Source organism: Citrobacter sp. Cb023, assembly GCF_030336805.1.
Lineage (GTDB): Bacteria > Pseudomonadota > Gammaproteobacteria > Enterobacterales > Enterobacteriaceae > Citrobacter > Citrobacter braakii.
Genome location: NZ_JAOWCV010000038.1, coordinates 1 through 22,009 on the forward strand (window position 1 = coordinate 1; position 22,009 = coordinate 22,009).

The window sequence follows — 22,009 nt, forward strand, 5'->3', positions numbered from 1 at the left end:
GAAGGATGAGAAGCTTCGACTAAGGTTCGATTCGAGCGTTAGCGAGAAAGCGTTGCCGCAGGCAACGACCCGAAGGGCGAGGCGCACCGCGCTGAGTAATCCTTCCCCCACCACCATCACCTCATAAAGCACCAGCATCCCATCCATCTGTAATGTCCCTCGATCAAGCCCAATTCGGGTCGGCAATTTGCCTGATGCGCTATGCTTATCCGGCAATTAGTCGTAAAAAAACCCCGCCGGAGCGGGGTTTTGTCTTACACAGATAACCGATTAATGACGCGCACGAACAATCTGGTATTTGCGCGTCAGATATTCGACCGGAACGCTCCAGATGTGCACCAGACGCGAGAACGGGAACAACAGGAACAGCGTCATACCCAGCACCAGGTGCATACGGAAAATGAACGCGACGCCATCCAGATATTGAGACGCACCACCCTGGAAGGTCACCACAGTCTGCGCCCAGTTCACCAGCTTCATCATCTCGCTGCCGTCCATATGCTGGGCGGAGAATGGAATGGTCAGCAGGCCCAGCGCACACTGGATCACCAGCAGGGAGAGGAGCAGAATGTCCGCTCCGGTAGTGGTCGCCCGCACACGTGGGCTGAACAGGCGGCGTTTCAGCAGCAGGACGCCACCAATCAAACACATCACACCACTGGCACCACCCGCGAACATCGCCATCTTTTGTTTCACTTCAAGCGGCAGCCACGCTTCATACATCCAGTGTGGTGTCAGCATGCCAAGGAAGTGCCCGACAAAAATCCCCAGGATCCCGATGTGGAACAGGTTTGACGCCAGGTTCATCCCTTTGCGATCCAGCATCTGACTGGAAGCCGCGCGCCAGGTATATTGCCCATAGTCATAACGCAGCCAACTGCCAATCAGAAAGACAGAACCCGCGATGTACGGATAGATGTCAAAGAAGAACGTATTCAGGAAGTGCATTATTGCTGTCCTCCGGTGGTGATATTCAGATACTGCGGCGCAACAGCCCCGGCAAAACGACGCTGGTGAGCGGAAATTTCCGACTCACCACACCCCTGATCGGCGAAGAATTTCACCTGCTCTTCTTCCCAGACCGCATCCAGGGCTTGTGGGGTATCGTCACGCGCTTCATCTGCAATTTTTTCAGCCACTTTATCGCTGTCGATAACGGTATTCGCCAGTTTTAACAGCAGATCGAACAGCACCGCATACCGGCTTTCACGCTGTTGCAAGCGAGCGCTGAGCAGCGCCAGAATCGGCGCAATATCCTGTAACCCCCCTAATGCTTCGCTTTTCGGCAACTGCGCAAGGTATTCCAGATACAGCGGCAGATGATCGGGAAGTTCGCGGCTGTCGAGCTGCAGACCGTGCTGTTCATACTGCGCCATCAGGTCAACCATAGCCTGACCACGATCGCGGGACTCGCCGTGTACATGTTCAAACAGCAGCAACGAGGTGGCGCGGCCACGGTCAAACAGTTCGCTATAGCTTGCCTGCACATCCAGCATGTCCTGCGCGGTGAGATCGCGCAGGAAAACGCCCAGAGTCTGGGCATCCTCTTTATCCAGGTTCTCAGATGACGCGAGTGCATCGAAAAGTTCCTGCTGATGCTGCCACAAAGCAGCATCCGGGTACTCGAGCAGACGCGAAACAATGACAAGTTCAATCATTGGTGCGGCTCCGTTTTGCTGGTCACATCGACAGCGTCGATGCGGCGGCTGTTGAACAGATTGAATTTAGTATCAGAACCGTGGCAACCGTCACCGAAGGTAAAGCCACAACCGTTTTTCTCCGGGAACGCGTCACGTGCCAGTTCACGATGGCTGCTCGGTACCACGAAACGATCTTCGTAGTTAGCAATCGCCAGATAACGATACATTTCCTGTGCCTGCGCTTCGCTTAAGCCCACCTCTTCCAGCGCACGGGTATCAACTTTACCGTCAACGGTTTCCGCACGTTTGTAGTGACGCATCGCCAGCATACGTTTCAGTGCCAACAGTACCGGCTGAGTGTCGCCTGCGGTCAGCAGGTTCGCCAGGTACTGAACCGGGATACGCAGACTGTCAACGTCCGGCAGAATACCGTTGCTGCCCAGCTCGCCCGCATCGGCGGCAGACTGGATCGGTGACAAAGGCGGCACGTACCAGACCATCGGTAGCGTGCGGTATTCCGGATGCAGCGGCAGCGCCAGCTTCCAGTCCATCGCCATTTTGTAAACCGGCGACTGCTGTGCAGCATCAATGACGCTCAGCGGAATACCATCTTTCAGCGCTTGTTCAATAACAGCCGGATCGTTCGGATCGAGGAACACGTCCAGTTGACGCTGATACAGATCTTTCTCGTGCTCCGTGCTTGCCGCACTTTCAATCGCATCTGCGTCATACAGCAGTACGCCGAGGTAACGAATACGGCCTACGCAGGTTTCGGAACAAACGGTCGGCTGACCGGCTTCGATACGCGGGTAGCAGAAAATGCACTTCTCAGATTTCCCGCTCTTCCAGTTGAAGTAGATCTTCTTATACGGGCAGCCAGTGATACACATACGCCAGCCGCGGCATTTGTCCTGGTCGATCAGCACGATGCCATCTTCTTCACGCTTGTAGATAGCGCCGCTTGGGCAGGTCGCCACGCACGCCGGGTTAAGGCAATGCTCACACAAACGCGGCAGATACATCATGAAGGTATTTTCGAACTGACCGTACATCGCCTTCTGCATGTTTTCGAAGTTCTGGTCTTTGGCGCGTTTTTCGAACTCGCCCCCCAGAATTTCTTCCCAGTTTGGACCGCTGGTGATTTTATCCATCCGCTGACCGGTGATCAGCGAACGCGGACGCGCAATCGGCTGCGCCTTACTGTCTGCTGGGGCGTTGTGCAACGTTTGGTAGTCAAAATCAAACGGCTCATAGTAATCATCCATGCCCGGCAGATGCGGGTTAGCAAAGATTTTACCCAGCAGCAGTGCTTTGTTACCCATGCGCGGCTGCAGCTTGCCATTGATTTTACGGATCCAACCGCCCTTCCATTTTTCCTGGTTTTCCCAGTCGTTCGGGAAGCCAACGCCAGGCTTACTTTCGACGTTATTGAACCAGGCGTACTCCATACCTTCACGGCTGGTCCAGACGTTTTTGCAGGTCACTGAACAGGTGTGGCAGCCGATGCACTTATCGAGATTCAGCACCATGCCGACTTGTGAACGAATTTTCATTTTACGCTCTCCTGTACCTGGTCATTGCCTTCGCCATCCAACCAGTTAATGTTCTTCATCTTACGTACAACTACGAACTCATCGCGGTTTGAACCGACGGTACCGTAGTAGTTAAAGCCGTATGCCAGTTGCGCATAACCACCGATCATGTGAGTTGGTTTCGGCGTAATACGGGTTACCGAGTTGTGGATCCCGCCGCGCTGCTGGGTGATTTCAGAACCCGGCAGGTTAACGATACGTTCCTGCGCGTGGTACATCATGGTCATCCCGGCCGGCACACGCTGGCTGACAACTGCACGCGCCGTCAGCGCCCCGTTGCTGTTGAAGACTTCGATCCAGTCGTTATCTTCGATACCCAGATCCTTCGCATCAACTTCACTCATCCACACAATCGGACCACCGCGAGACAGCGTCAGCATCAGCAGGTTGTCGCTGTAGGTGGAGTGGATACCCCATTTCTGGTGCGGCGTCAGGAAGTTGAGCGCTTTTTCCGGGTTACCGTTAGATTTCTCGCCGATCACCGCTTTCACCGAACGGGTGTCGATTGGCGGACGATACACCAGCAGGCTCTCACCGAAGTCACGCATCCACTGGTGATCCTGATACAACTGCTGGCGACCAGATAGCGTACGCCATGGGATCAGCTCATGAACGTTGGTATAACCGGCGTTATAAGACACATGTTCATCTTCCAGACCTGACCAGGTCGGACTGGAGATAATTTTGCGCGGCTGCGCCTGGATGTCACGGAAACGAATTTTTTCGTCTTCTTTATTCAGCGCCAGATGCGTATGGTCACGACCAGTAAATTCACTCAGCGCCGCCCAGGCTTTAACGGCAACCTGACCGTTAGTTTCCGGAGCCAGCGTCAGGATCATCTCAGCAGCATCAATGGCGGTATCCAGCATCGGTTGGCCTTTCGCCGGACCGTCAGCCTTGGTGTAGTTGAGCTTACGCAGCAGATCCATTTCGCTCTGGGTGTTCCAGGCAATCCCTTTACCGCCGTTACCGATTTTTTCCATCAATGGACCGATGGAGGTGAAACGCTCGTACGTTGCCGGATAATCACGCTCAACGGTCATGATGTGCGGCGCCGTAACACCTGGAATCAGGTCGCATTCCCCTTTTTTCCAGTCCTTCACGTCCAGCGGCTGCGCCAGTTCAGCGGCGGAGTCGTGCTGTATCGGCAGCGTAACGACGTCGGTTTCTTTACCGAGGTGGCCCACACAAACTTCAGAGAATTTCTTGGCGATGGCTTTATAGATTTCCCAGTCGCTCTTCGATTCCCAGGCCGGGTCAACGGCCGCAGACAGAGGATGAATAAACGGATGCATATCCGAGGTATTCATGTCGTCTTTTTCATACCAGGTAGCGGTCGGCAGCACGATATCGGAATACAGACAGGTACTCGACAGGCGGAAGTCCAGCGTAACGACCAGATCCAGTTTGCCGTCCAGTCCGTTATCCTGCCATTCCACTTCTTCTGGCTTCACGCCGCTCTGCTGGCCGAGATCTTTGCCCTGAATACCATGTTCAGTACCCAGCAGATACTTGAGCATGTACTCGTGGCCTTTACCGGAAGAACCGAGCAGGTTTGAACGCCAGATAAACAGGTTACGCGGATGGTTTTTACCGTTTTCCGGCTGCTCTGCCGCAAAGCGAATAGAACCTTCTTTCAGGGATTTAACGGTGTAGTCCACCGGCGTCATACCTGCTTTCTGCGCTTCTTTCGCGATATACAGCGGGTTAGTCCCTAACTGCGGCGCCGACGGTAACCAGCCCATACGTTCAGCGCGAACGTTAAAGTCAATCAAATGACCGCTATAGCGGGATTTGTCTGCCATCGGGGACAGCAGTTCCTGCGCAGTCACCGTCTCATAGCGCCATTGGCTGGAGTGGTTATAGAAGTAGGAGGTGCTGTTCATATGACGAGGCGGACGCTGCCAGTCAAGCGCAAACGCCAGCGGCTGCCAGCCGGTTTGCGGACGCAGTTTTTCCTGCCCTACGTAGTGGGCCCAGCCGCCGCCGCTCTGGCCGATACAGCCACAGAACACCAGCATATTGATCAGGCCACGATAGTTCATATCGAGGTGGTACCAGTGGTTCAAACCGGCGCCGACGATAATCATCGAACGACCGTGCGTTTTATCTGCGTTATCCGCAAATTCACGGGCGATGCGTACAATCTGAGAACGTGATACGCCTGTAATTTTTTCTGCCCACGCTGGCGTGTACGCTTTCACATCATCGTAGCTGGTCGCGCAGTTTTCATCGTTCAGACCACGTTCCAGGCCGTAGTTGGCCATAGTCAGATCGTAAACGGTGGTCACCAGCGCCGTAGATCCATCGGCCAGTTGCAGGCGTTTAACGGGCAATTTATGCAGCAGAATGTTTTCCAGTTCGACTTTACTGAAGTGCTCGGTGCCTTCGCCGCCAAAGTACGGGAAGCCCACTTCAGCGATATCATCCTGGCTACCCAGCAGGCTGAGCTGCAGTTCGGTTTCATCACCGGATGTGCCATCGCGCTGCTCAAGGTTCCATTTGCCTTTTTCGCCCCAACGGAAACCAATTGAACCGTTCGGCGCAACCATTTCGCCGTTGCTGTTGAAAGCGACAGTTTTCCATTCCGGGTTATTTTCCTGGCCCAGAGAGTCAACCAGATCCGCAGCACGCAGCATACGACCAGCAGCATAGTAGCCGTCGCGCTCTTCGAGCATCACCAGCATTGGCATGTCGGTATAACGACGTACGTAGTCGGTGAAATATTGGCTCGGGTTATCGAGGTGGAACTCGCGCAGCATGACATGACCCATCGCCATTGCCATCGCCGCATCGGTTCCCTGCTTCGGAGCCAGCCACAGGTCGCACAGTTTGGCGATTTCTGCGTAGTCCGGGGTAATTGCTACTGTTTTGGTGCCTTTATAACGAACTTCAGTAAAGAAGTGCGCATCCGGGGTACGGGTCTGCGGTACGTTAGAGCCCCATGCCAGAATGTAGCTGGAGTTATACCAGTCGGCAGATTCCGGTACGTCGGTCTGCTCGCCCCAGGTCTGCGGGGAAGCTGGCGGCAGGTCACAGTACCAGTCATAGAAGCTCAGGCAGGTCCCGCCAATCAGCGACATATAACGTGCGCCGGACGCATAAGAAACCATCGACATCGCCGGGATTGGCGAGAAGCCTGCGACGCGGTCAGGACCATAGGTTTTGATGGTGTAAACGTTAGATGCGGCAATCAGCTCATTCACTTCCTGCCAGGAAGAACGAACGAATCCACCACGACCACGCGCTTGTTTGAAGCTTTTTGCTTTATCGGCGTCTTCGATAATGGATGCCCATGCATCTACCGGATCGCTGTGCAGTCTTTTTGCTTCACGCCACATCTTCATCAGACGTTTGCGCATCAGCGGGTATTTCAGACGGTTAGCGCTGTAGAGATACCATGAATAGCTTGCACCACGCGGGCAGCCGCGAGGCTCGTGGTTGGGCATATCTGGACGAGTGCGTGGGTAGTCAGTTTGCTGGGTTTCCCAGGTCACCAGACCATTTTTCACATAGATTTTCCAGCTGCATGAGCCGGTGCAGTTTACACCGTGGGTTGAACGCACGATTTTGTCATGCTGCCAACGCTGGCGGTATCCATCCTCCCAGTCCCTGTTGGTATTGAGAAGCTGGCCGTGCCCATCGGCAAAGGTTTCGCCCTTCTGCTTGAAGTAGCGAAACCGGTCCAGGAATTTACTCATCGGTTTTCTCCTGTAGGAGCCTGACGGCTCTCTGATAAATCGACATTGCTTGATTGAGAGCGAAGGTAACGCTCTGAAAGGGCGTGAGAATTGATAACGATCAAGGCAGGCAGGGATGAAAATTAAGGGTCGATTTTCACATACCCCCTTAGGGGGATATCGATAAATCAATCAACATATTGAATTTTATTGATTTTTTTAAACTCACTTATCATACAAATGTTAAATTCTTTATAAGTGGGTATTAAGGGGTATCCCCCCTGTTTAGCATATTACGAGCACCGTTCTAACAGGCTGTTGTCGCGTCACAATATAAAAGTATGTTGTAACTAATGGCGGGCAAAAAAAAGCGCGGTCTAACACCGCGCAATGGATAATCAACAGTTACTACTTTTTTTACTTTTTAGAATGACGTCCGTACACCGCCCAGGTGATAACCACACAGGCGACATAGAAGATCAGGAATACTTTCATCGCATCGACCGGAGAGCCAGTTAATGCCAGGGACGTACCGAATGCTTTCGGGATAAAGAAGCCGCCGATCGCACCAATAGCTGAGATAAAGCCCAGCGCCGCCGCGGTGTCGGTCGCCGCCTCGCGCATCGCTTTCTCTTCTGAACCGCCTTCAGCTTTCACTCTGTCCATCGTCAGCTTGCGAAAGATAACGGAGATCATCTGGAAGGTTGAACCACTCCCCAGACCAGCCGTCAGGAACAGCGCCAGGAACACCGCAAAGAAGGCGATAAAGTTGCCACCGACACCGTTTGATGGCAGCGTCAGGAACAGTAAGGCACTGAAAATAGCCATCAGCACGAAGTTCACCAGCGTTACGCGGGTCCCCCCCAGCCGGTCAGAGATTGCGCCGCCTGCTGAACGAGCCAGAGCGCCAATTAACGGTCCAAAGAAGGCGTAATGCAGGATCTGTACCTCAGGAAACTGCGTTTTTGACAGCATCGCGAAACCGGCAGAGAAACCGATAAATGAACCGAAGGTTGCCAGATACAGCAGGCTCATAATCCACAGGTGCCCGCGTTTCAGCACCGGCAGTTGCTCTTTCAGCGAAGCTTTTGAGGTTGCCAGTTCATTCATACCAAACCATGCGGCCAGCGTTAATACAGCCAGGAACGGGACCCAAATCCATGCGGCGTTTGCCAGATACAGTTGCGTACCATCCGGTTGTTCAACACCCTGGCTGCCAAATGCGGCAAAGATTGACAGTGAAACCACCAGCGGAGCGACCAACTGCATCACGCTGACGCCCATGTTACCCAAACCACCGTTCAGACCCAGCGCGCCGCCCTGTTTCTGTTTTGGAAAGAAGAAGCTGATGTTTGCCATGCTGGAGGCAAAGTTCGCACCGGCAAAACCGCACAACAGCGAGATAATGATAAAGGTACTAAATGGCGTGGAGGTATCCTGCACCGCAAAACCTAACCATACGCAAGGAATGATCAGGATACCGGTGCTGAACGCCGTCCAGCGACGTCCACCAAACAGGGGGACCATAAAGGAGTACGGTACACGCAGCAGCGCGCCGGACACCGAAGGTAATGCCGTCAGCATGAACAGTTGTTCAGTGGTGAAATCAAATCCGACTTTCGGTAAGTTCACCGCCACGGCGCTAAATAACATCCACACGCAAAACGCCAGCAGCAAGCAAGGGACGGAAATCCACAGGTTACGGCTGGCGATTCGATGACCACGCTGCTGCCAGAAGGCGGGATCTTCCGGCCGCCATTCGGTAATTACAGCTCCAGATGCCCTTTCCGGGGCAGATGAGTGACTCATAGACACCTCTGATACTTGTTTCGATGCCTGCCACATTAGGGTTTACAGCTGGAGGTAAGTTGATATAAATCAAAGGAAAAGGTGTCATTATTGATGCCTGAAATTTATCATCATCCTAAATGAGTACATAACTTCGGTAAAAAAGATGTGGTTTTTCACGCTTCTGTCGTCCCCTACTCCCCCTCGTTTAGGATCTCTCCCTCTGGCGGCAATTAAGGGGTAGCCCATTTGAGGTATGGGTATACTCCAGTGTATCGCCGAGAATAACGCCACTGCCTGCAGCAGAATCGTCATTCAATAAGGTTTTCGGTTTTACGAAAACCCGAAGGAACAAGTCACCATGTTTAAACGTTGTCTTTCCCCGCTTACGCTGGTCAACCAGGTGGCGCTGATTGTTTTATTGTCTACTGCCATCGGCGTGGCGGGTATGGCAGTCTCTGGCTGGCTGGTTCAGGGCGTTCAGGGTAGCGCGCATGCAATCAACAAAGCGGGATCGCTGCGCATGCAAAGCTATCGCCTGTTGGCGGCCATACCGCTGGACGCCAACGATCAACCATTGCTGGATGAAATGGAGCAAACGGCGTTTAGCCCGGAATTGACGCGTGCCGCGCAGCGTGACGGACAACAGGCGCAGTTAAAAGCCTTACAGGATTACTGGCACACCAAACTGGCACCGGGGCTTGCGCATGCGCAAACGCCCGATGCGGTAGCGCAGGATGTCAGGCGCTTTGTGGGCGGACTGGATAAGCTGGTCACCGCCTTTGACCATACCACCGAATTACGCATTGAACGCGTCGTTCTGCTGCATCGCCTGATGGCCGTATTTATGGCGTTGCTGCTGGTCTTCACCATTATCTGGCTGCGCGTGCGCCTGTTACAGCCGTGGAAACAACTGCTGGCGATGGCGCGAGCCGTCAGTCAACGTGATTTTACCCAACGCGCACATATCAGTGGACGTAATGAGATGGCAGCGCTGGGTTCGGCGCTGAATAATATGTCGGAAGAACTGGCCGAAAGTTACGCGGTGCTGGAACAGCGGGTACAGGAGAAAACGGCGGGTCTGGAGCACAAAAATCAGATCCTCTCTTTCCTGTGGCAAGCCAACCGCCGTCTGCACTCTCAGGTGCCGTTGTGCGAACGCCTCTCTCCGGTACTGAACGGTCTGCAAAATTTGACCCTGCTGCATGATATTGAACTGCGGGTCTATGACCTGGAAGATGAAGATAATCATCAGGAATTTACCTGCCAGTCCAATGTCAGCTGTGATGAGAAAGGCTGCCATTTGTGTCCGCGCGGTACGCTACCCGCCATTGACGGCGGTATCACACTGAAATGGCGGCTAACCGATGCCCATACCCAGTATGGTATCCTGCTCGCGACTTTGCCGTACGGACGCCATCTCAGCCACGATCAGCAGCAACTGGTTGATACCCTGGTTGAGCAACTGACCGCAACGCTTGCACTCGACAGGCATCAGGAGCGTCAGCAGCAGTTGATCGTGATGGAAGAGCGTGCCACCATTGCGCGCGAACTTCATGATTCTATTGCACAATCGCTCTCCTGTATGAAGATGCAGGTGAGCTGTTTGCAGATGCAGGGCGATGCGCTTTCAGATAACTGCCGCGAGCTGCTCAGTCAGATTCGTAACGAGTTGAACGCCTCCTGGGCGCAACTGCGCGAGCTGTTAACGACCTTCCGTTTACAGCTGACGGAACCTGGATTAAGACCGGCGCTGGAAGCCAGCTGTCAGGAATACAGCGCGCGTTTTGGTTTTACGGTTAAGCTGGATTATCAGTTGCCACCGCGTCTGGTCCCTTCGCATCAGGCGATTCACCTGCTACAAATTGCGCGCGAAGCCCTGAGCAACGCCCTCAAACACTCTCAGGCCGATGAAGTAGTCGTGACGGTGGTGCAAAATGGTAAACAGGTCAAACTAACAGTGCAAGATAACGGCTGCGGCGTACCGGAAAACGCCGAACGCAGTAACCACTACGGCATGATAATCATGCGCGACCGTGCGCAGAGCTTGCGCGGCGATTGCCGTGTACGCCGTCGCGAGACAGGCGGTACTGAAGTTGCTGTCACTTTTATTCCCGAAACAAACTTCACAGAAGTCCAAGGAGATACCCATGAGTAATCTGGAACCGGCAACCATCCTGTTGATCGACGATCATCCGATGCTGCGAACCGGTGTAAAACAGCTTGTCAGCATGGCGCCCGATATCACCGTTGTCGGCGAAGCCAGCAATGGTGAGCAGGGTATCGAGCTGGCAGAATCCCTTGATCCCGATCTGATCCTTCTTGATCTCAACATGCCCGGCATGAACGGTCTGGAAACACTCGACAAGCTGCGTGAGAAATCACTGTCAGGCCGTATCGTCGTGTTTAGCGTATCCAACCATGAAGAAGACGTGGTTACTGCACTGAAGCGCGGTGCCGACGGTTATCTACTGAAAGATATGGAGCCGGAAGATTTGCTGAAAGCATTGCAGCAAGCGGCTGCCGGTGAAATGGTGCTGAGCGAAGCCTTAACGCCGGTTCTGGCCGCCAGCCTACGCGCCAATCGTGCAACGTCCGACCGTGATGTTACTCAACTGACGCCGCGCGAACGCGATATTCTTAAGCTCATCGCCCAGGGCCTGCCTAACAAGATGATCGCTCGCCGCCTGGACATCACCGAAAGCACGGTAAAAGTTCACGTGAAGCATATGCTGAAGAAAATGAAGCTCAAATCACGTGTTGAAGCCGCGGTATGGGTGCACCAGGAACGTATTTTCTGATAACGCGCGCATGCGTCATTGTTAACGAGGATCATTTTCCGAAACGGTAGTAAACGGTTCGGTCAGTGATAGCGTGATCTCATTGGAAGAGACACGCTGGCCCTGCTCATCTTCTACCACCACAGACAACCGCCAGCGGTTCGTCGCACCTTCTCTGCTGTCCCACTTCGGCATAATAATCGTCCAGCCCTGCGCGCTTCGGTTATTGCTGCCAGCCGTTAAGCTCAACGCCTGAGTATCGCCCTGCCACGTCAGGTGGCGGATCCCATGCAAACTACGCACCTGCAGCTTCAGCGCCACCGTCTCTCCCGGTTTGAGATCCCAGGGCGGCGTGGCCAAAAATACCGACAGCGTTTTACGCTGGCGATACTCCAGCGTCGGCAAATTGTTACGCTGCGGATCGTCATAACGACTGCCGCGCAGTGAACGGCTGTTCGCCACCTCACTGACCATCAACTGTTTTTTTAACGGCACGCCAAAACGGTAACTAAGGGTTAAGCCGAGGTTATTCTGGCTGATGCCGCTTTCCCCCTGCTTATGCTGCGCTGTCACCGTGATTAGCGGCACCGGTGTATAGCTCAGCCCGAGGTTCACCGCCAGCGGATTGTGATACCCGGTTCCCGAATGAAATAGATCCACCCGGTCGCCAAAATACTGTTCCACGCTGACGCTGGTATTGAGGTGTTGATAGAACGGCATCCGCATTTGCGCGGTCAGATCGTAGCCGCGGGCCATCCGTTGTTGCTGGGTTGCAAAACGATCCTGCCAGGAAGACAACGGTTGATAATAGTTAGCGGATAAGCGCAAATATTCGCCCCACGCCTCTGCGCCGAGGCCTCCGCGGGGCAGATTTTCATCCAGTAAGTTGTCATAAAAGGTGTTGTAACCCAGTAACCAACCGTCGCGTACCCAACGTTGCCCAATCCCCGCATTACTGACTAAGCCGTCGTCCTGTTGCGTCACTCCTAGCTGGCTCCAGGTAAGATAACGTTGATTGTCCTGCCACGGCACAAACCAGCTTCCCCGACTCCCGGTAAAACTGCCTTCGTTATCCACCTGCAACCCGATGCTGGCGTTTCCCCAGGGAGAAAGCCAGGATTCCAGTTGCTGATTCACCTGTTCGCTGACCGTATCTCGCACCTGGCCAAACGCGAACTGCTTCGCCTGTTCACCGGTATCAAGCCCGTTATCAGTCATGCTGGCTTCACCAAACGCTTTGACCATTTCGGCAAAATGCTTTTCGCCTGCCCGCGACTCCGGGGCCATACCAAGATCGGGCAAGCCATCACTATTGTTATCGAAAGGGTTTTCAGCCTGGTGCACAAAGGACGACTGCGCGTTAGCAGTACCGCCTGCCAGCGGCAAGAGTGCGAATACAGCAAGAGAAGAACAGATAATACGGCTCAAATCGTTAGTGGTTTCTTACATCAATTAGCCACAGTGGCATACTTATCTTAAACCATAACGTTTTCAGCGTTGATTTTCAGCCCCTCCCCCTTTTTTCGGCATTATCCTGGCATTGAGAAATAGGTGTAACATACGTGTCGGTTATTAACGCTCACATGCAGTAACAGGAGTAAAAATGCAAAAGATAGTGATCGTCGCGAACGGAGCGGCTTATGGAAGCGAATCGTTATTTAACAGCCTGCGTCTGGCTATCGCCCTGCGCGAACAAGAAGCCGCTCTCGACCTGCGTCTGTTTTTAATGTCTGATGCCGTAACCGCAGGATTACGTGGTCAGAAACCCGCGGAAGGCTACAATATTCAGCAAATGCTGGAGATCCTGACAGCGCAAAATGTTCCGGTAAAACTATGCAAAACCTGCACCGATGGTCGTGGGATCACGGCGCTGCCGTTAATTGATGGAGTGGCCGTCGGCACGCTGGTAGAACTGGCTCAATGGACGCTGGCTGCAGATAAAGTGTTGACCTTCTGATACACCGTTTTCAGGCAAGCGCACTGAAAGTGTCGATAATTTCCGGATTTAATATTTGATGGGCGCGGTTTCGTTGAACGTTAGCACGCCCGTTCAACCCTTTTGAGGTATTTTGTCACTTTTGTTTAATCGTTATGCCATTTTTTGATCAAAATCAGCATCCTGTTGCTCCCCCTTTGGTGTTATGCAATGAGTGAAATGTGAACAACATCACGCAGCACTTTCGACAGAAAGTACGTTGTTTTCAAGAACGGGGTGAAAAATGGCATTAGTGAAGGCAAGTTTAAAGTTATTTGGTGGCGATACGGTGGTTGTGCGCTGTTCCGAGCGCTGTCACATCCACCTGATGAGCGAAAAAAATCACGTCAAAGACACGCAGTCCGACATCTTAAGCGTGCAGGATCGTGATAACGCATGGTTGACCGTGCCCTATACCGGCGTCTGGAACGTGCTGATCGACAGCCACAGTCAGTCGCTTGAGCATTCGATAAGTTATATTGCAGCCTAAGCGTGACATGCCCGAAAAGCGCCTGGCTTTCGGGCATACAATTCCACGCCGGGTTCAGGCAAACCCTGGCCGCATAACGCCTTCCGGCAGGTTCTCTCCCAACAATCGTTTGACCGTGATCACCAGATCATTAAGACAATCATCCTGCATCCCCAGCTTGACCAGCTCTTGTTCCAGCGAGAACAGATACTGGGCATTAGTGCCTAAAGGTCCGCTGGCCGCGGCAATAAGCGGCGCGATCACCTGCGCGCGCGTGTCTGACTCAAACAGCGGATGGCGCGGATCCATAATAAACACCAGCGCGTTCACCGTACGGCCGTCATCAAGCGCCAACTGGCACCAGGTCGGCAGATAGCATCCGGTGATCATTTCTCGCTTCCACAACAGAGAAAGCTCTTGTTCCAGCGACGCGTCCGGCAAGCGGTAGGCCACACCGGTGGTACGTCCGCCCTCTTTCAGGGCCAGCATGCGGCCTGGCTGACACGCCGTTCCTCGCCCCGCCGTCAGGCGCAGACAAAATGCACGGTGCCAGCCGACTAATGTGCCGGTACAGGACTCTTCAAACTCTAAGGCCGGGTTCCACATCAACGATCCATAACCGAAGATCCACACCGGTCCATCATCTGGTCGACAAGCGAGCGTGGCGGCCAGTGAGGCTGCACGTTGTTCCGCTGACCAGAGTAGTGATTCTTCAATAGCACCAAATGCCGTCTTACAGTCGGCATTCAATAAAAAATCACGCGTTAACACCTTACACCTCCGCCACTGCTGCTTCCCTGCGACAACTTTTTTGACGCCTTCCGGGCTTTTTTACTGCTCATTTTGAAACCAATAGCTGGACAATAGGCAATTCACCGCTCGCTTGCAAGCCAGTAACCGCGCGGCGTAGCACGATTCGCTAACGCCTGATGCAAGCGAGTTTATAAAGGCATTATAATTGATACTGTTACGTCTTTTTATGCCATTTACCATCATCACCTTTTTGGTAATCATTTTTAACCGCGGCCCACGCCACCTTATGTGCCGTCTCTTCTCGGGTGGCATCGTCACGGCGGTCAGATTTGTCTTTATACTGTTCCCAGGCGCTGTTGAAAGCTTCTTTATAAATGTCCTGAGCATGGGCTGGCAGAACGTGCTGCACGCTGTCAGGCAGATCGCTTTTAGATTTATAGGGCATTGTGAACTCCTCTTTTTAGGCTAAACCTTAAGTGTGGTTAACAATGCGGCGCGACGCCAATAATGGACATTTTTAGAAATTTTCTTTACCTAACCTTCTGTTAATTAAACAGTCTATAAACAAGAAATTTGTTTTTGGCCGCTTTGAGAGGGAAAACAGGTGATGTAGTAAAATTTCGTAAAATGTCACCTACAAAACCACGTTTTCTGTTATTTTTTACATTCTTTAATACTTTTTATAATTATAAATACCTGCAGAGATGGAGAATTAATGCAATGACACAAGCACATGAGGCGGTAAAAACCCGCCACAAGGAGACCTCTCTCGTCTTCCCGATTTTGGCGCTGGTAGTCCTGTTCTTCTGGGGGAGCAGTCAGTCACTACCAGTGGTCATCGGTATTAATGCGCTGGCCCTTATTGGTATATTAAGCAGCGCATTCAGCGTTGTCCGTCATGCGGACGTATTAGCGCATCGACTTGGCGAACCCTACGGGTCGCTGATCCTCAGTTTGTCCGTTGTTATTCTTGAAGTCAGCTTAATCTCCGCATTAATGGCAACCGGCGATGCCGCACCTACGCTCATGCGCGATACGCTGTATTCAATCATTATGATCGTAACCGGGGGGCTGGTCGGTTTTTCATTACTGTTAGGTGGCCGTAAATTTGCCACTCAATATATGAACCTATTTGGTATTAAGCAGTATTTAATCGCCCTGTTCCCACTGGCCATTATTGTACTGGTATTCCCGATGGCGTTGCCGGGGGCAAATTTCACTACCGCGCAGGCGCTGTTGGTGGCGTTAATTTCTGCGGCGATGTACGGCGTATTTTTGCTGATTCAAACTAAAACGCACCAAAGTCTGTTCATTTACGAGCATGAAGACGAGGGTGACGACGATGACCCGCATCACGGTAAGCCGTCTGCGCACAGCAATCTGTGGCACGCCGCCTGGCTTATCATTCATCTGATCGCTGTTATTGCCGTGACCAAGATGAACGCCAGCCCGCTTGAGACCTTGCTGACTGAACTGAATGCGCCAGTCGCATTTACGGGTTTCCTGGTCGCGTTACTGATCCTCTCGCCTGAAGGACTGGGCGCACTGAAAGCGGTTCTGAGCAATCAGGTACAGCGGGCAATGAATTTATTCTTCGGTTCGGTATTAGCCACAATTTCGCTGACCGTACCGGTGGTGACGCTGATTGCATGGGCAACCGGGAATGATTTGATGTTTGCGCTGGGTGCGCCAGAGATGATTGTGATGGTTTCATCACTGGTTCTGTGTCAGATCTCTTTCTCCACCGGACGCACCAATGTGCTTAACGGTGCAGCGCATCTGGCACTGTTTATTGCCTATCTGATGACAATATTTGCCTGATTATTATTTTAGACGTACCCCACGGTCCTCTTCAGGGCCGTTTTCTTTTCTGCCGATATAACACAATCAATGGCGCGTCTGGTGCCTGACGGCGACCTTTATACCCTTTTCAAATAGCAGGCCGGAGGGAAACTCCGGCCTGTCACACTCTCTTAGTTCTCGGTATCCAGCTCGTCGAAGCTTTTCACCAGGTCATCAATCGCTTTAATCTGCGTCAGGAACTGTTCCAGCTTCGCCAGCGGCAGCGCGGATGGACCATCGCATTTCGCATTGGCTGGATCCGGATGCGCTTCAATAAACAGACCTGCCAGACCAACCGCCATACCGGCACGCGCCAGTTCGGTAACCTGCGCACGACGACCGCCGCTTGCTGCGCCAAACGGATCGCGGCACTGCAGCGCATGGGTAACGTCAAAAATCACCGGTGAGTTGCCGGAGACTTTCTTCATCACGCTGAAGCCCAGCATGTCCACAACCAGATTGTCATAACCAAAGTTCGCACCACGGTCACACAGAATAACCTTATCGTTGCCGCCTTCATGGAATTTATCCACGATATTGCCCATCTGGCCCGGGCTTACAAACTGCGGTTTCTTCACGTTGATAACGGCACCGGTTTTCGCCATTGCTTCCACCAGATCGGTCTGACGAGCGAGGAATGCCGGAAGCTGAATCACATCCACCACATCAGCAACAGGCTGTGCCTGGCTGGCTTCGTGAACGTCGGTGATCACTTTTACGCCAAAAGTCTGCTTCAGTTCCTGGAAGATTTTCATCCCTTCTTCAAGGCCCGGTCCACGGTAAGAGTGGATCGAAGAACGGTTGGCTTTATCAAAGGAGGCTTTAAACACGTAAGGGATACCCAGCTTTTGAGTAACGGTTACGTAGTGCTCACAAATGCGCATCGCCAGATCGCGGGATTCCAGCACGTTCATTCCGCCAAACAGCACGAACGGCAGGTCATTTGCCACGTTGATGTCGCCAATGCTAACCACTTTTTGTTTCATAGGATCGCCTTAAACGGTAGGTAAAGTGTGATTAATCAATGCAATACAATTTGTTTGTGCGAAATAGTATTAATTTGCGCACGAATCATTTCGCTGATCGGGTCTTCCGGACACTGTTCAACGAAATAACTTAAATCTGTCAGCGCAACATGTTCGCACTCGAGTTGCGCGTATATTAAACCACGATCGCGAATTTCATACGGATCTTCAGGATTAAACTGCAATAGTGCTTCACTGGCACGCAGCGCCAGCTCCATTTGCCGCTCTTCCATCAGTGATGATTTCAGCGTGTCGAGCAGTTTGCGGATCACTTCCGCGTTATCCGCTTCATCCAGGTCTTCGTTAAACAGCTCCGCGACCGGGCTGATGTTCCCCTTCAACCACACTTCCAGCGTGTGCTCATTTAACGTTTCGCCATTGAATGGATTGATTAGCCACATTTCACCATCGAGCGACTCAATACGAAGGATCAGTTGCGTCGGGAAAATCACCGGTACCAGCGGCAGCTCCAGTCTGTTGGCAATCCACAATAAGATCGCCCCCAGAGACACGGCGCTGCCCTGCCGATTTTTCAGTACCTGGTCAAGCCAGAGTGCATCAGAAAGACGATAGACGCCGTGGGTATCCGTAAATCCCCATTCGCCGTAAAAAAGTGCCAGCAGTTTTTCCAGTTGCTCATCCTGAGACAGGAGCTGGCTAATTTCTTCTTGCGCCAGACTGACCAGACGTTCCAGTTCGTCGTAGACAGTTTGTGTTGGAAAATCCAGACGGATAGACTCCGACGCCAGGATCATCCCATCACACAATGGCGCTTTATTAAATTCGAAATCAGCTAACGACCTCATGCTTACCCCAGTAACGGTATTTTTGTGGTGGCGAGTTTAATGATGATGTACAGCACCACCAGCGCCAGCGGAAATGCGACTAATCGCGCCTGCTGACTGCGCGCCCGACGATAATCGAGCGCAATAAAACCCAAAACGATGTAAATGATAACCCCAAACAGCTTTTCAGTCAGCCATGTCCCGTGCTCAGTGAATGGCAGGATGTGCGCTTTAACCATTAGCGCCACGCCGCTGAGTAATAAAACGGTATCCACAACCGGTGGCACAATGCGCGTCCAGCGTGCGCAGGCAAGACGCGAGTCGGTGTAACGCCACCAAAAACGCAGCGTCAGCAAGCCAACGGAAAGCGCAATACTGATGAGATGAATGTTGAGTAACACACTGAAGGTACTCATGATGGGATGCGTCCAAGCGTAATTCGCTCGTTGCCGCCATAATCACGGCAGGTTTCAACCGCCTGGTAACCCGCACGAGTAAAGACGTCCCGGACGGCCTGCCCCTGCTGCCAGCCATGTTCCAGCAACAGATAGCCGCCGGGCGTTAACACGCGCTGAGACTGGTCAATAATATGCACGATATCCGCCAGTCCCCGATCGCCCGCCACCAGTGCCGACAGAGGTTCAAAGCGTACATCGCCTTGCGCCAGGTGCGGATCCTGTTCGTCGATATACGGCGGATTGCTGACAATCATGTCAAACTGCTGTCCCTGCAAAGCGCTGAACCAGTTGCTTTGCAGCACGCAAACATTGTCGATGCCCAGATGCTGTTTGTTGCGAGTGGCCAGCGCAACGGCATCCGGCATGCGGTCAACCGCCGTTACTGCGCAATCCAGACGTTCGGTTGCCAGCGCCAGCGCAATGGCGCCCGTGCCAGTTCCCAAATCGAGAATGCGGCATGCTGAGGCCGGCAGGCGAGCCAGCGCCTGTTCCACCAGACACTCAGTATCCGGACGAGGAATAAGCGTAGCCGGAGACACAAACAGCGGCAGCGACCAGAACTCCCGCACGCCGGTTAAATGCGCCACCGGCTCACCCCGCTGACGGCGCTCCAGTAATGTGTCGAGCTGTTGACGCTGCGCCTCGGTTAATACCGTTTCACCGAAAGCCAAAATAAAGGTGCGTCCCTTACCGGTAACAAACTCGAGCAAAATCTCGGCGTCACGGCGCGGGCTTTCACTTGCCTGTAATTGGCTTATCGCTTCACGCAGCCAGTGCTGATAATCCATTAATCCTGCTCGGACAACGCCGCCAGTTGGTCGGCCTGGTATTCCTGGACAATTGGCTCAATGAGCATATCCAGTTTGCCTTCCATCGCTTCATCCAGACGGTAGAGCGTCAGGTTAATGCGGTGATCGGTCACGCGACCCTGCGGGAAGTTATAGGTACGGTTGCGATCGCTGCGATCGCCACTGCCCAACAGATTGCGACGCTCAGAGGCTTCGGCCTGTTGACGTCTTGCCACTTCGGCGGCACGAATTCGCGCCCCCAGCACCGACATCGCTTTCGCTTTGTTTTTATGCTGCGAACGTTCGTCCTGGCATTCCACTACGATACCGGTCGGCAAGTGGGTAATACGGATTGCGGAGTCGGTGGTGTTAACGTGCTGCCCCCCTGCGCCTGATGAGCGGAAGGTATCAATACGCAGATCGGCCGGGTTGATGTCCGGCAGTTCGGCATCCGGCAGTTCCGGCATGACCGCGACCGTACAGGCAGAAGTGTGAATACGGCCCTGTGACTCCGTCGCAGGTACGCGCTGCACACGATGCCCACCGGACTCAAATTTCAGTCGACCGTACACGCCTTCGCCGCTAATTTTGGCAATGACTTCTTTAAACCCGCCATGTTCGCCTTCGCTGGCGCTCATGATCTCTACCCGCCAGCGACGCGATTCAGCGTAACGGCTGTACATGCGGAACAGATCGCCGGCAAACAGCGCGGCCTCATCACCACCGGTTCCCGCACGCACTTCGAGGAAGGCGTTACGTTCGTCATCAGGATCTTTAGGCAACAGCAGAACCTGCAGATGTTGCTCCAGCTGCTCGCATTTATCTTTTGCTTCACGCAGTTCATCCTGCGCCATTTCACGCATTTCAGGATCGTCGAGCATCATCTGAGCCGTCTCGATATCTTCCTGAACCTGTTGCCAGTCCGTAAAACAGCGAGATACATCGCTTAATTGCGCATATTCGCGCGACAGTGCACGAAAGCGTTCCTGGTCTGCGATAGTACCCGCATCCCCGAGCAGCGCCTGAACTTCTTCATGGCGTTCATGCAGGGCTTCCAGTTTGGCAACGATAGAAGGCTTCATAGGCGTAAATGCACCCTGTAAAAAATAAGATTGGTGTGCTGCTACTCCAGCCCGAGGCTGTCGCGCAGAATATTCAGGCGTTCACTATCCCCGTCACGGGCGGCCTGTTGAAGTGATTTGGTTGGTGCATGGATCAAGCGGTTGGTCAGTTTCCAGGCCAGATCCTGCATAATGGCTTGCGCATCACCACCCTGTTGAAGAGCGGCCAACGCTTTGGCAGTCAGTTCATCACGGATCTGTTCTGACTGACTGCGATACTCGCGGATAGTTTCACTTGCGCCCTGAGCGCGTAGCCAGGCCATAAATTCGCTGGTTTCCTGCGCCACAATGGTTTCGGCTTCCACGGCCGCCGCTTTGCGCTGGGCCAGGTTATGCGAAATGATGCTTTGCAGGTCGTCAACGCTGTACAGATAGGCGTTGGACAACTTACCCACTTCTGGCTCGACATCGCGCGGTACGGCGATATCCACCAGCAGCATAGGTTGATTACGGCGATTTTTAAGCGCGCGCTCCACCATTCCTTTGCCGATAATCGGCAGCGGGCTGGCGGTAGAACTGATAATAATATCGGCATCCTGTAAACGCGCATCGATATCACTCAGTGAAATCACTTCGGCGCCGACTTCATCCGCCAGCACCTGCGCCCGCTCGCGGGTACGGTTGGCGATGATCATCTTCTTCACTTGATGCTCACGCAGGTGTCGCGCCACCAGCTCAATGGTTTCGCCTGCGCCCACTAACAGCACGGTCACCGTGGAGAGCGATTCAAATATTTGCCGCGCCAGCGTACAGGCGGCAAAAGCCACGGACACGGCGCTGGCACCGATGTCTGTTTCTGTTCGTACACGTTTAGCGACAGAGAATGATTTCTGGAACATGCGTTCCAGCGCACTGGCGTTCAGGTGACCTTTTTGCGAATCCGCAAAAGCTTTTTTCACCTGCCCCAGAATCTGCGGTTCACCAAGCACCAGCGAATCCAGACCGCTGGCAACACGCATCAAATGACTGACGGCGTCGTTGTCCTGGTGCCAGTACAGGCTATTGCGCAAGTCTTCTTCATTAAGATTATGGTAATCGCACAGCCAGCGAACCAGCGCTTCTTGCAGGTTATCCTGCTCTTCAACGCTGAGATACAGTTCCGTACGGTTACACGTCGACAGCACCACCCCGCCCTGCACCATTGGCTGCGCAAGCAGGCTGTCCAGCGCCTGATCGAGCGTATCCGGCGAAAACGTTACGCGTTCTCGCAGCGATACAGGTGCCGTTTTATGGTTAATACCAAGCGCTAAAAGGGTCATGTGTGCGGGAATAGTACCAGCGTTGATAAGGTTAGACTGGGTGCATCATACAGG

The 22,009-nt window shown here is 53.1% G+C and carries 19 protein-coding genes and 1 other RNA gene; 6 read left to right on the top strand and 14 right to left on the bottom strand.

From position 1 onward, the window contains the following. Positions 1-116, top strand: a non-coding RNA gene (locus tag OGW44_RS13585) — RtT sRNA; the annotation flags it as partial. Between the two features lie 154 nt (positions 117-270). Here OGW44_RS13585 and narI read toward each other — a convergent pair. The 5 genes from narI to OGW44_RS13610 all read right to left on the bottom strand — a co-directional run bounded on the left by narI (position 271) and on the right by OGW44_RS13610 (position 8,721). Then, positions 271-948, bottom strand: coding sequence for a respiratory nitrate reductase subunit gamma (gene narI, locus OGW44_RS13590; RefSeq protein ID WP_185654658.1), 678 nt, complete (start codon positions 946-948; stop codon positions 271-273). After that, a complete protein-coding gene (gene narJ / locus OGW44_RS13595; RefSeq protein ID WP_049042853.1) occupies positions 948-1,658 on the bottom strand; it encodes a nitrate reductase molybdenum cofactor assembly chaperone in 711 nt (236 codons plus the stop codon). The genes narI and narJ overlap by 1 nt, the downstream gene beginning before the upstream one ends. Next, entirely contained in the window at positions 1,655-3,193 is a 1,539-nt protein-coding gene (gene narH / locus OGW44_RS13600) for a nitrate reductase subunit beta (RefSeq protein ID WP_185654659.1), read from the bottom strand. The genes narJ and narH overlap by 4 nt, the downstream gene beginning before the upstream one ends. Beyond that, on the bottom strand, positions 3,190-6,933 hold the full coding sequence (locus OGW44_RS13605; protein ID WP_016156733.1) for a nitrate reductase subunit alpha: 3,744 nt from the start codon (positions 6,931-6,933) through the stop codon (positions 3,190-3,192). The genes narH and OGW44_RS13605 overlap by 4 nt, the downstream gene beginning before the upstream one ends. Before the next feature lie 396 nt (positions 6,934-7,329). Next, a complete protein-coding gene (locus OGW44_RS13610) occupies positions 7,330-8,721 on the bottom strand; it encodes a NarK family nitrate/nitrite MFS transporter (protein WP_016153284.1) in 1,392 nt (463 codons plus the stop codon). A 340-nt stretch (positions 8,722-9,061) separates the two neighbouring features. Between OGW44_RS13610 and narX the strand changes: the two genes are divergently transcribed. Together narX and narL are read left to right on the top strand one after the other, a co-directional pair. Then, positions 9,062-10,858 carry a nitrate/nitrite two-component system sensor histidine kinase NarX gene (gene narX / locus OGW44_RS13615; RefSeq protein WP_016156734.1) on the top strand — a complete coding sequence of 599 codons (1,797 nt, stop codon included), beginning with the start codon at positions 9,062-9,064 and terminating at the stop codon, positions 10,856-10,858. Further along, the gene (narL, locus tag OGW44_RS13620) at positions 10,851-11,501 is read left to right on the top strand and encodes a two-component system response regulator NarL (RefSeq protein ID WP_003020756.1); all 651 of its coding nucleotides are present in this window, start codon (positions 10,851-10,853) and stop codon (positions 11,499-11,501) included. The genes narX and narL overlap by 8 nt, the downstream gene beginning before the upstream one ends. Before the next feature lie 21 nt (positions 11,502-11,522). Here the strand turns inward: narL and OGW44_RS13625 are convergent, their stop codons facing one another. Beyond that, on the bottom strand, positions 11,523-12,908 hold the full coding sequence (locus tag OGW44_RS13625; protein ID WP_185654660.1) for a YchO/YchP family invasin: 1,386 nt from the start codon (positions 12,906-12,908) through the stop codon (positions 11,523-11,525). 175 nt (positions 12,909-13,083) lie between these two features. On the opposite strand from OGW44_RS13625, the gene OGW44_RS13630 reads away from it, so the two are divergent. Together OGW44_RS13630 and OGW44_RS13635 are read left to right on the top strand one after the other, a co-directional pair. Next, positions 13,084-13,437 (top strand): DsrE/DsrF/TusD sulfur relay family protein, encoded by a 354-nt coding sequence (locus OGW44_RS13630; protein ID WP_049042858.1) that lies wholly within the window; start codon positions 13,084-13,086, stop codon positions 13,435-13,437. Between the two features lie 262 nt (positions 13,438-13,699). Next, positions 13,700-13,945: a DUF1883 domain-containing protein gene (locus OGW44_RS13635; protein WP_003833405.1), complete on the top strand. Its 246-nt coding sequence runs from the start codon at positions 13,700-13,702 to the stop codon at positions 13,943-13,945. Positions 13,946-13,999: 54 nt separating this feature from the next. Here the strand turns inward: OGW44_RS13635 and OGW44_RS13640 are convergent, their stop codons facing one another. Both OGW44_RS13640 and chaB read right to left on the bottom strand, forming a co-directional pair. Next, positions 14,000-14,695, bottom strand: a complete 696-nt coding sequence (locus OGW44_RS13640; protein ID WP_016156738.1) for a gamma-glutamylcyclotransferase — start codon at positions 14,693-14,695, stop codon at positions 14,000-14,002. Between the two features lie 196 nt (positions 14,696-14,891). Continuing rightward, positions 14,892-15,122, bottom strand: coding sequence for a putative cation transport regulator ChaB (gene chaB, locus OGW44_RS13645; RefSeq protein WP_016153288.1), 231 nt, complete (start codon positions 15,120-15,122; stop codon positions 14,892-14,894). Between the two features lie 275 nt (positions 15,123-15,397). On the opposite strand from chaB, the gene chaA reads away from it, so the two are divergent. Further along, a complete protein-coding gene (chaA, locus tag OGW44_RS13650; RefSeq protein ID WP_016153289.1) occupies positions 15,398-16,498 on the top strand; it encodes a sodium-potassium/proton antiporter ChaA in 1,101 nt (366 codons plus the stop codon). A 152-nt stretch (positions 16,499-16,650) separates the two neighbouring features. Here the strand turns inward: chaA and kdsA are convergent, their stop codons facing one another. The 6 genes from kdsA to hemA are packed head-to-tail and all read right to left on the bottom strand — an operon-like array spanning position 16,651 to position 21,955. Beyond that, a complete protein-coding gene (kdsA, locus tag OGW44_RS13655; protein WP_003020772.1) occupies positions 16,651-17,505 on the bottom strand; it encodes a 3-deoxy-8-phosphooctulonate synthase in 855 nt (284 codons plus the stop codon). Positions 17,506-17,540: 35 nt separating this feature from the next. Beyond that, positions 17,541-18,350: an invasion regulator SirB1 gene (gene sirB1, locus OGW44_RS13660; RefSeq protein ID WP_003020775.1), complete on the bottom strand. Its 810-nt coding sequence runs from the start codon at positions 18,348-18,350 to the stop codon at positions 17,541-17,543. A 2-nt stretch (positions 18,351-18,352) separates the two neighbouring features. Further along, a complete protein-coding gene (sirB2, locus tag OGW44_RS13665) occupies positions 18,353-18,745 on the bottom strand; it encodes an invasion regulator SirB2 (RefSeq protein ID WP_016153291.1) in 393 nt (130 codons plus the stop codon). Next, positions 18,742-19,575, bottom strand: coding sequence for a peptide chain release factor N(5)-glutamine methyltransferase (gene prmC, locus OGW44_RS13670; protein ID WP_151222613.1), 834 nt, complete (start codon positions 19,573-19,575; stop codon positions 18,742-18,744). The genes sirB2 and prmC overlap by 4 nt, the downstream gene beginning before the upstream one ends. After that, positions 19,575-20,657: a peptide chain release factor 1 gene (gene prfA, locus OGW44_RS13675; RefSeq protein WP_016153293.1), complete on the bottom strand. Its 1,083-nt coding sequence runs from the start codon at positions 20,655-20,657 to the stop codon at positions 19,575-19,577. The genes prmC and prfA overlap by 1 nt, the downstream gene beginning before the upstream one ends. Positions 20,658-20,698: 41 nt before the next feature. Continuing rightward, entirely contained in the window at positions 20,699-21,955 is a 1,257-nt protein-coding gene (gene hemA, locus OGW44_RS13680; protein ID WP_016153294.1) for a glutamyl-tRNA reductase, read from the bottom strand. Positions 21,956-22,009 lie beyond the last annotated feature (54 nt).

Excerpts from the sequence above, each read along its gene's own strand:
- narI (WP_185654658.1), bottom strand. The coding sequence starts at position 948 with ATGCACTTCCTGAATACGTTCTTCTTTGACATCTATCCGTACATCGCG.
- narJ (WP_049042853.1), bottom strand. The coding sequence starts at position 1,658 with ATGATTGAACTTGTCATTGTTTCGCGTCTGCTCGAGTACCCGGATGCT.
- narH (WP_185654659.1), bottom strand. The coding sequence starts at position 3,193 with ATGAAAATTCGTTCACAAGTCGGCATGGTGCTGAATCTCGATAAGTGC.
- OGW44_RS13605 (WP_016156733.1), bottom strand. The coding sequence starts at position 6,933 with ATGAGTAAATTCCTGGACCGGTTTCGCTACTTCAAGCAGAAGGGCGAA.
- OGW44_RS13610 (WP_016153284.1), bottom strand. The coding sequence starts at position 8,721 with ATGAGTCACTCATCTGCCCCGGAAAGGGCATCTGGAGCTGTAATTACC.
- narX (WP_016156734.1), top strand. The coding sequence starts at position 9,062 with ATGTTTAAACGTTGTCTTTCCCCGCTTACGCTGGTCAACCAGGTGGCG.
- narL (WP_003020756.1), top strand. The coding sequence starts at position 10,851 with ATGAGTAATCTGGAACCGGCAACCATCCTGTTGATCGACGATCATCCG.
- OGW44_RS13630 (WP_049042858.1), top strand. The coding sequence starts at position 13,084 with ATGCAAAAGATAGTGATCGTCGCGAACGGAGCGGCTTATGGAAGCGAA.
- OGW44_RS13635 (WP_003833405.1), top strand. The coding sequence starts at position 13,700 with ATGGCATTAGTGAAGGCAAGTTTAAAGTTATTTGGTGGCGATACGGTG.
- chaB (WP_016153288.1), bottom strand. The coding sequence starts at position 15,122 with ATGCCCTATAAATCTAAAAGCGATCTGCCTGACAGCGTGCAGCACGTT.
- chaA (WP_016153289.1), top strand. The coding sequence starts at position 15,398 with ATGACACAAGCACATGAGGCGGTAAAAACCCGCCACAAGGAGACCTCT.
- kdsA (WP_003020772.1), bottom strand. The coding sequence starts at position 17,505 with ATGAAACAAAAAGTGGTTAGCATTGGCGACATCAACGTGGCAAATGAC.
- sirB1 (WP_003020775.1), bottom strand. The coding sequence starts at position 18,350 with ATGAGGTCGTTAGCTGATTTCGAATTTAATAAAGCGCCATTGTGTGAT.
- sirB2 (WP_016153291.1), bottom strand. The coding sequence starts at position 18,745 with ATGAGTACCTTCAGTGTGTTACTCAACATTCATCTCATCAGTATTGCG.
- prmC (WP_151222613.1), bottom strand. The coding sequence starts at position 19,575 with ATGGATTATCAGCACTGGCTGCGTGAAGCGATAAGCCAATTACAGGCA.
- prfA (WP_016153293.1), bottom strand. The coding sequence starts at position 20,657 with ATGAAGCCTTCTATCGTTGCCAAACTGGAAGCCCTGCATGAACGCCAT.
- hemA (WP_016153294.1), bottom strand. The coding sequence starts at position 21,955 with ATGACCCTTTTAGCGCTTGGTATTAACCATAAAACGGCACCTGTATCG.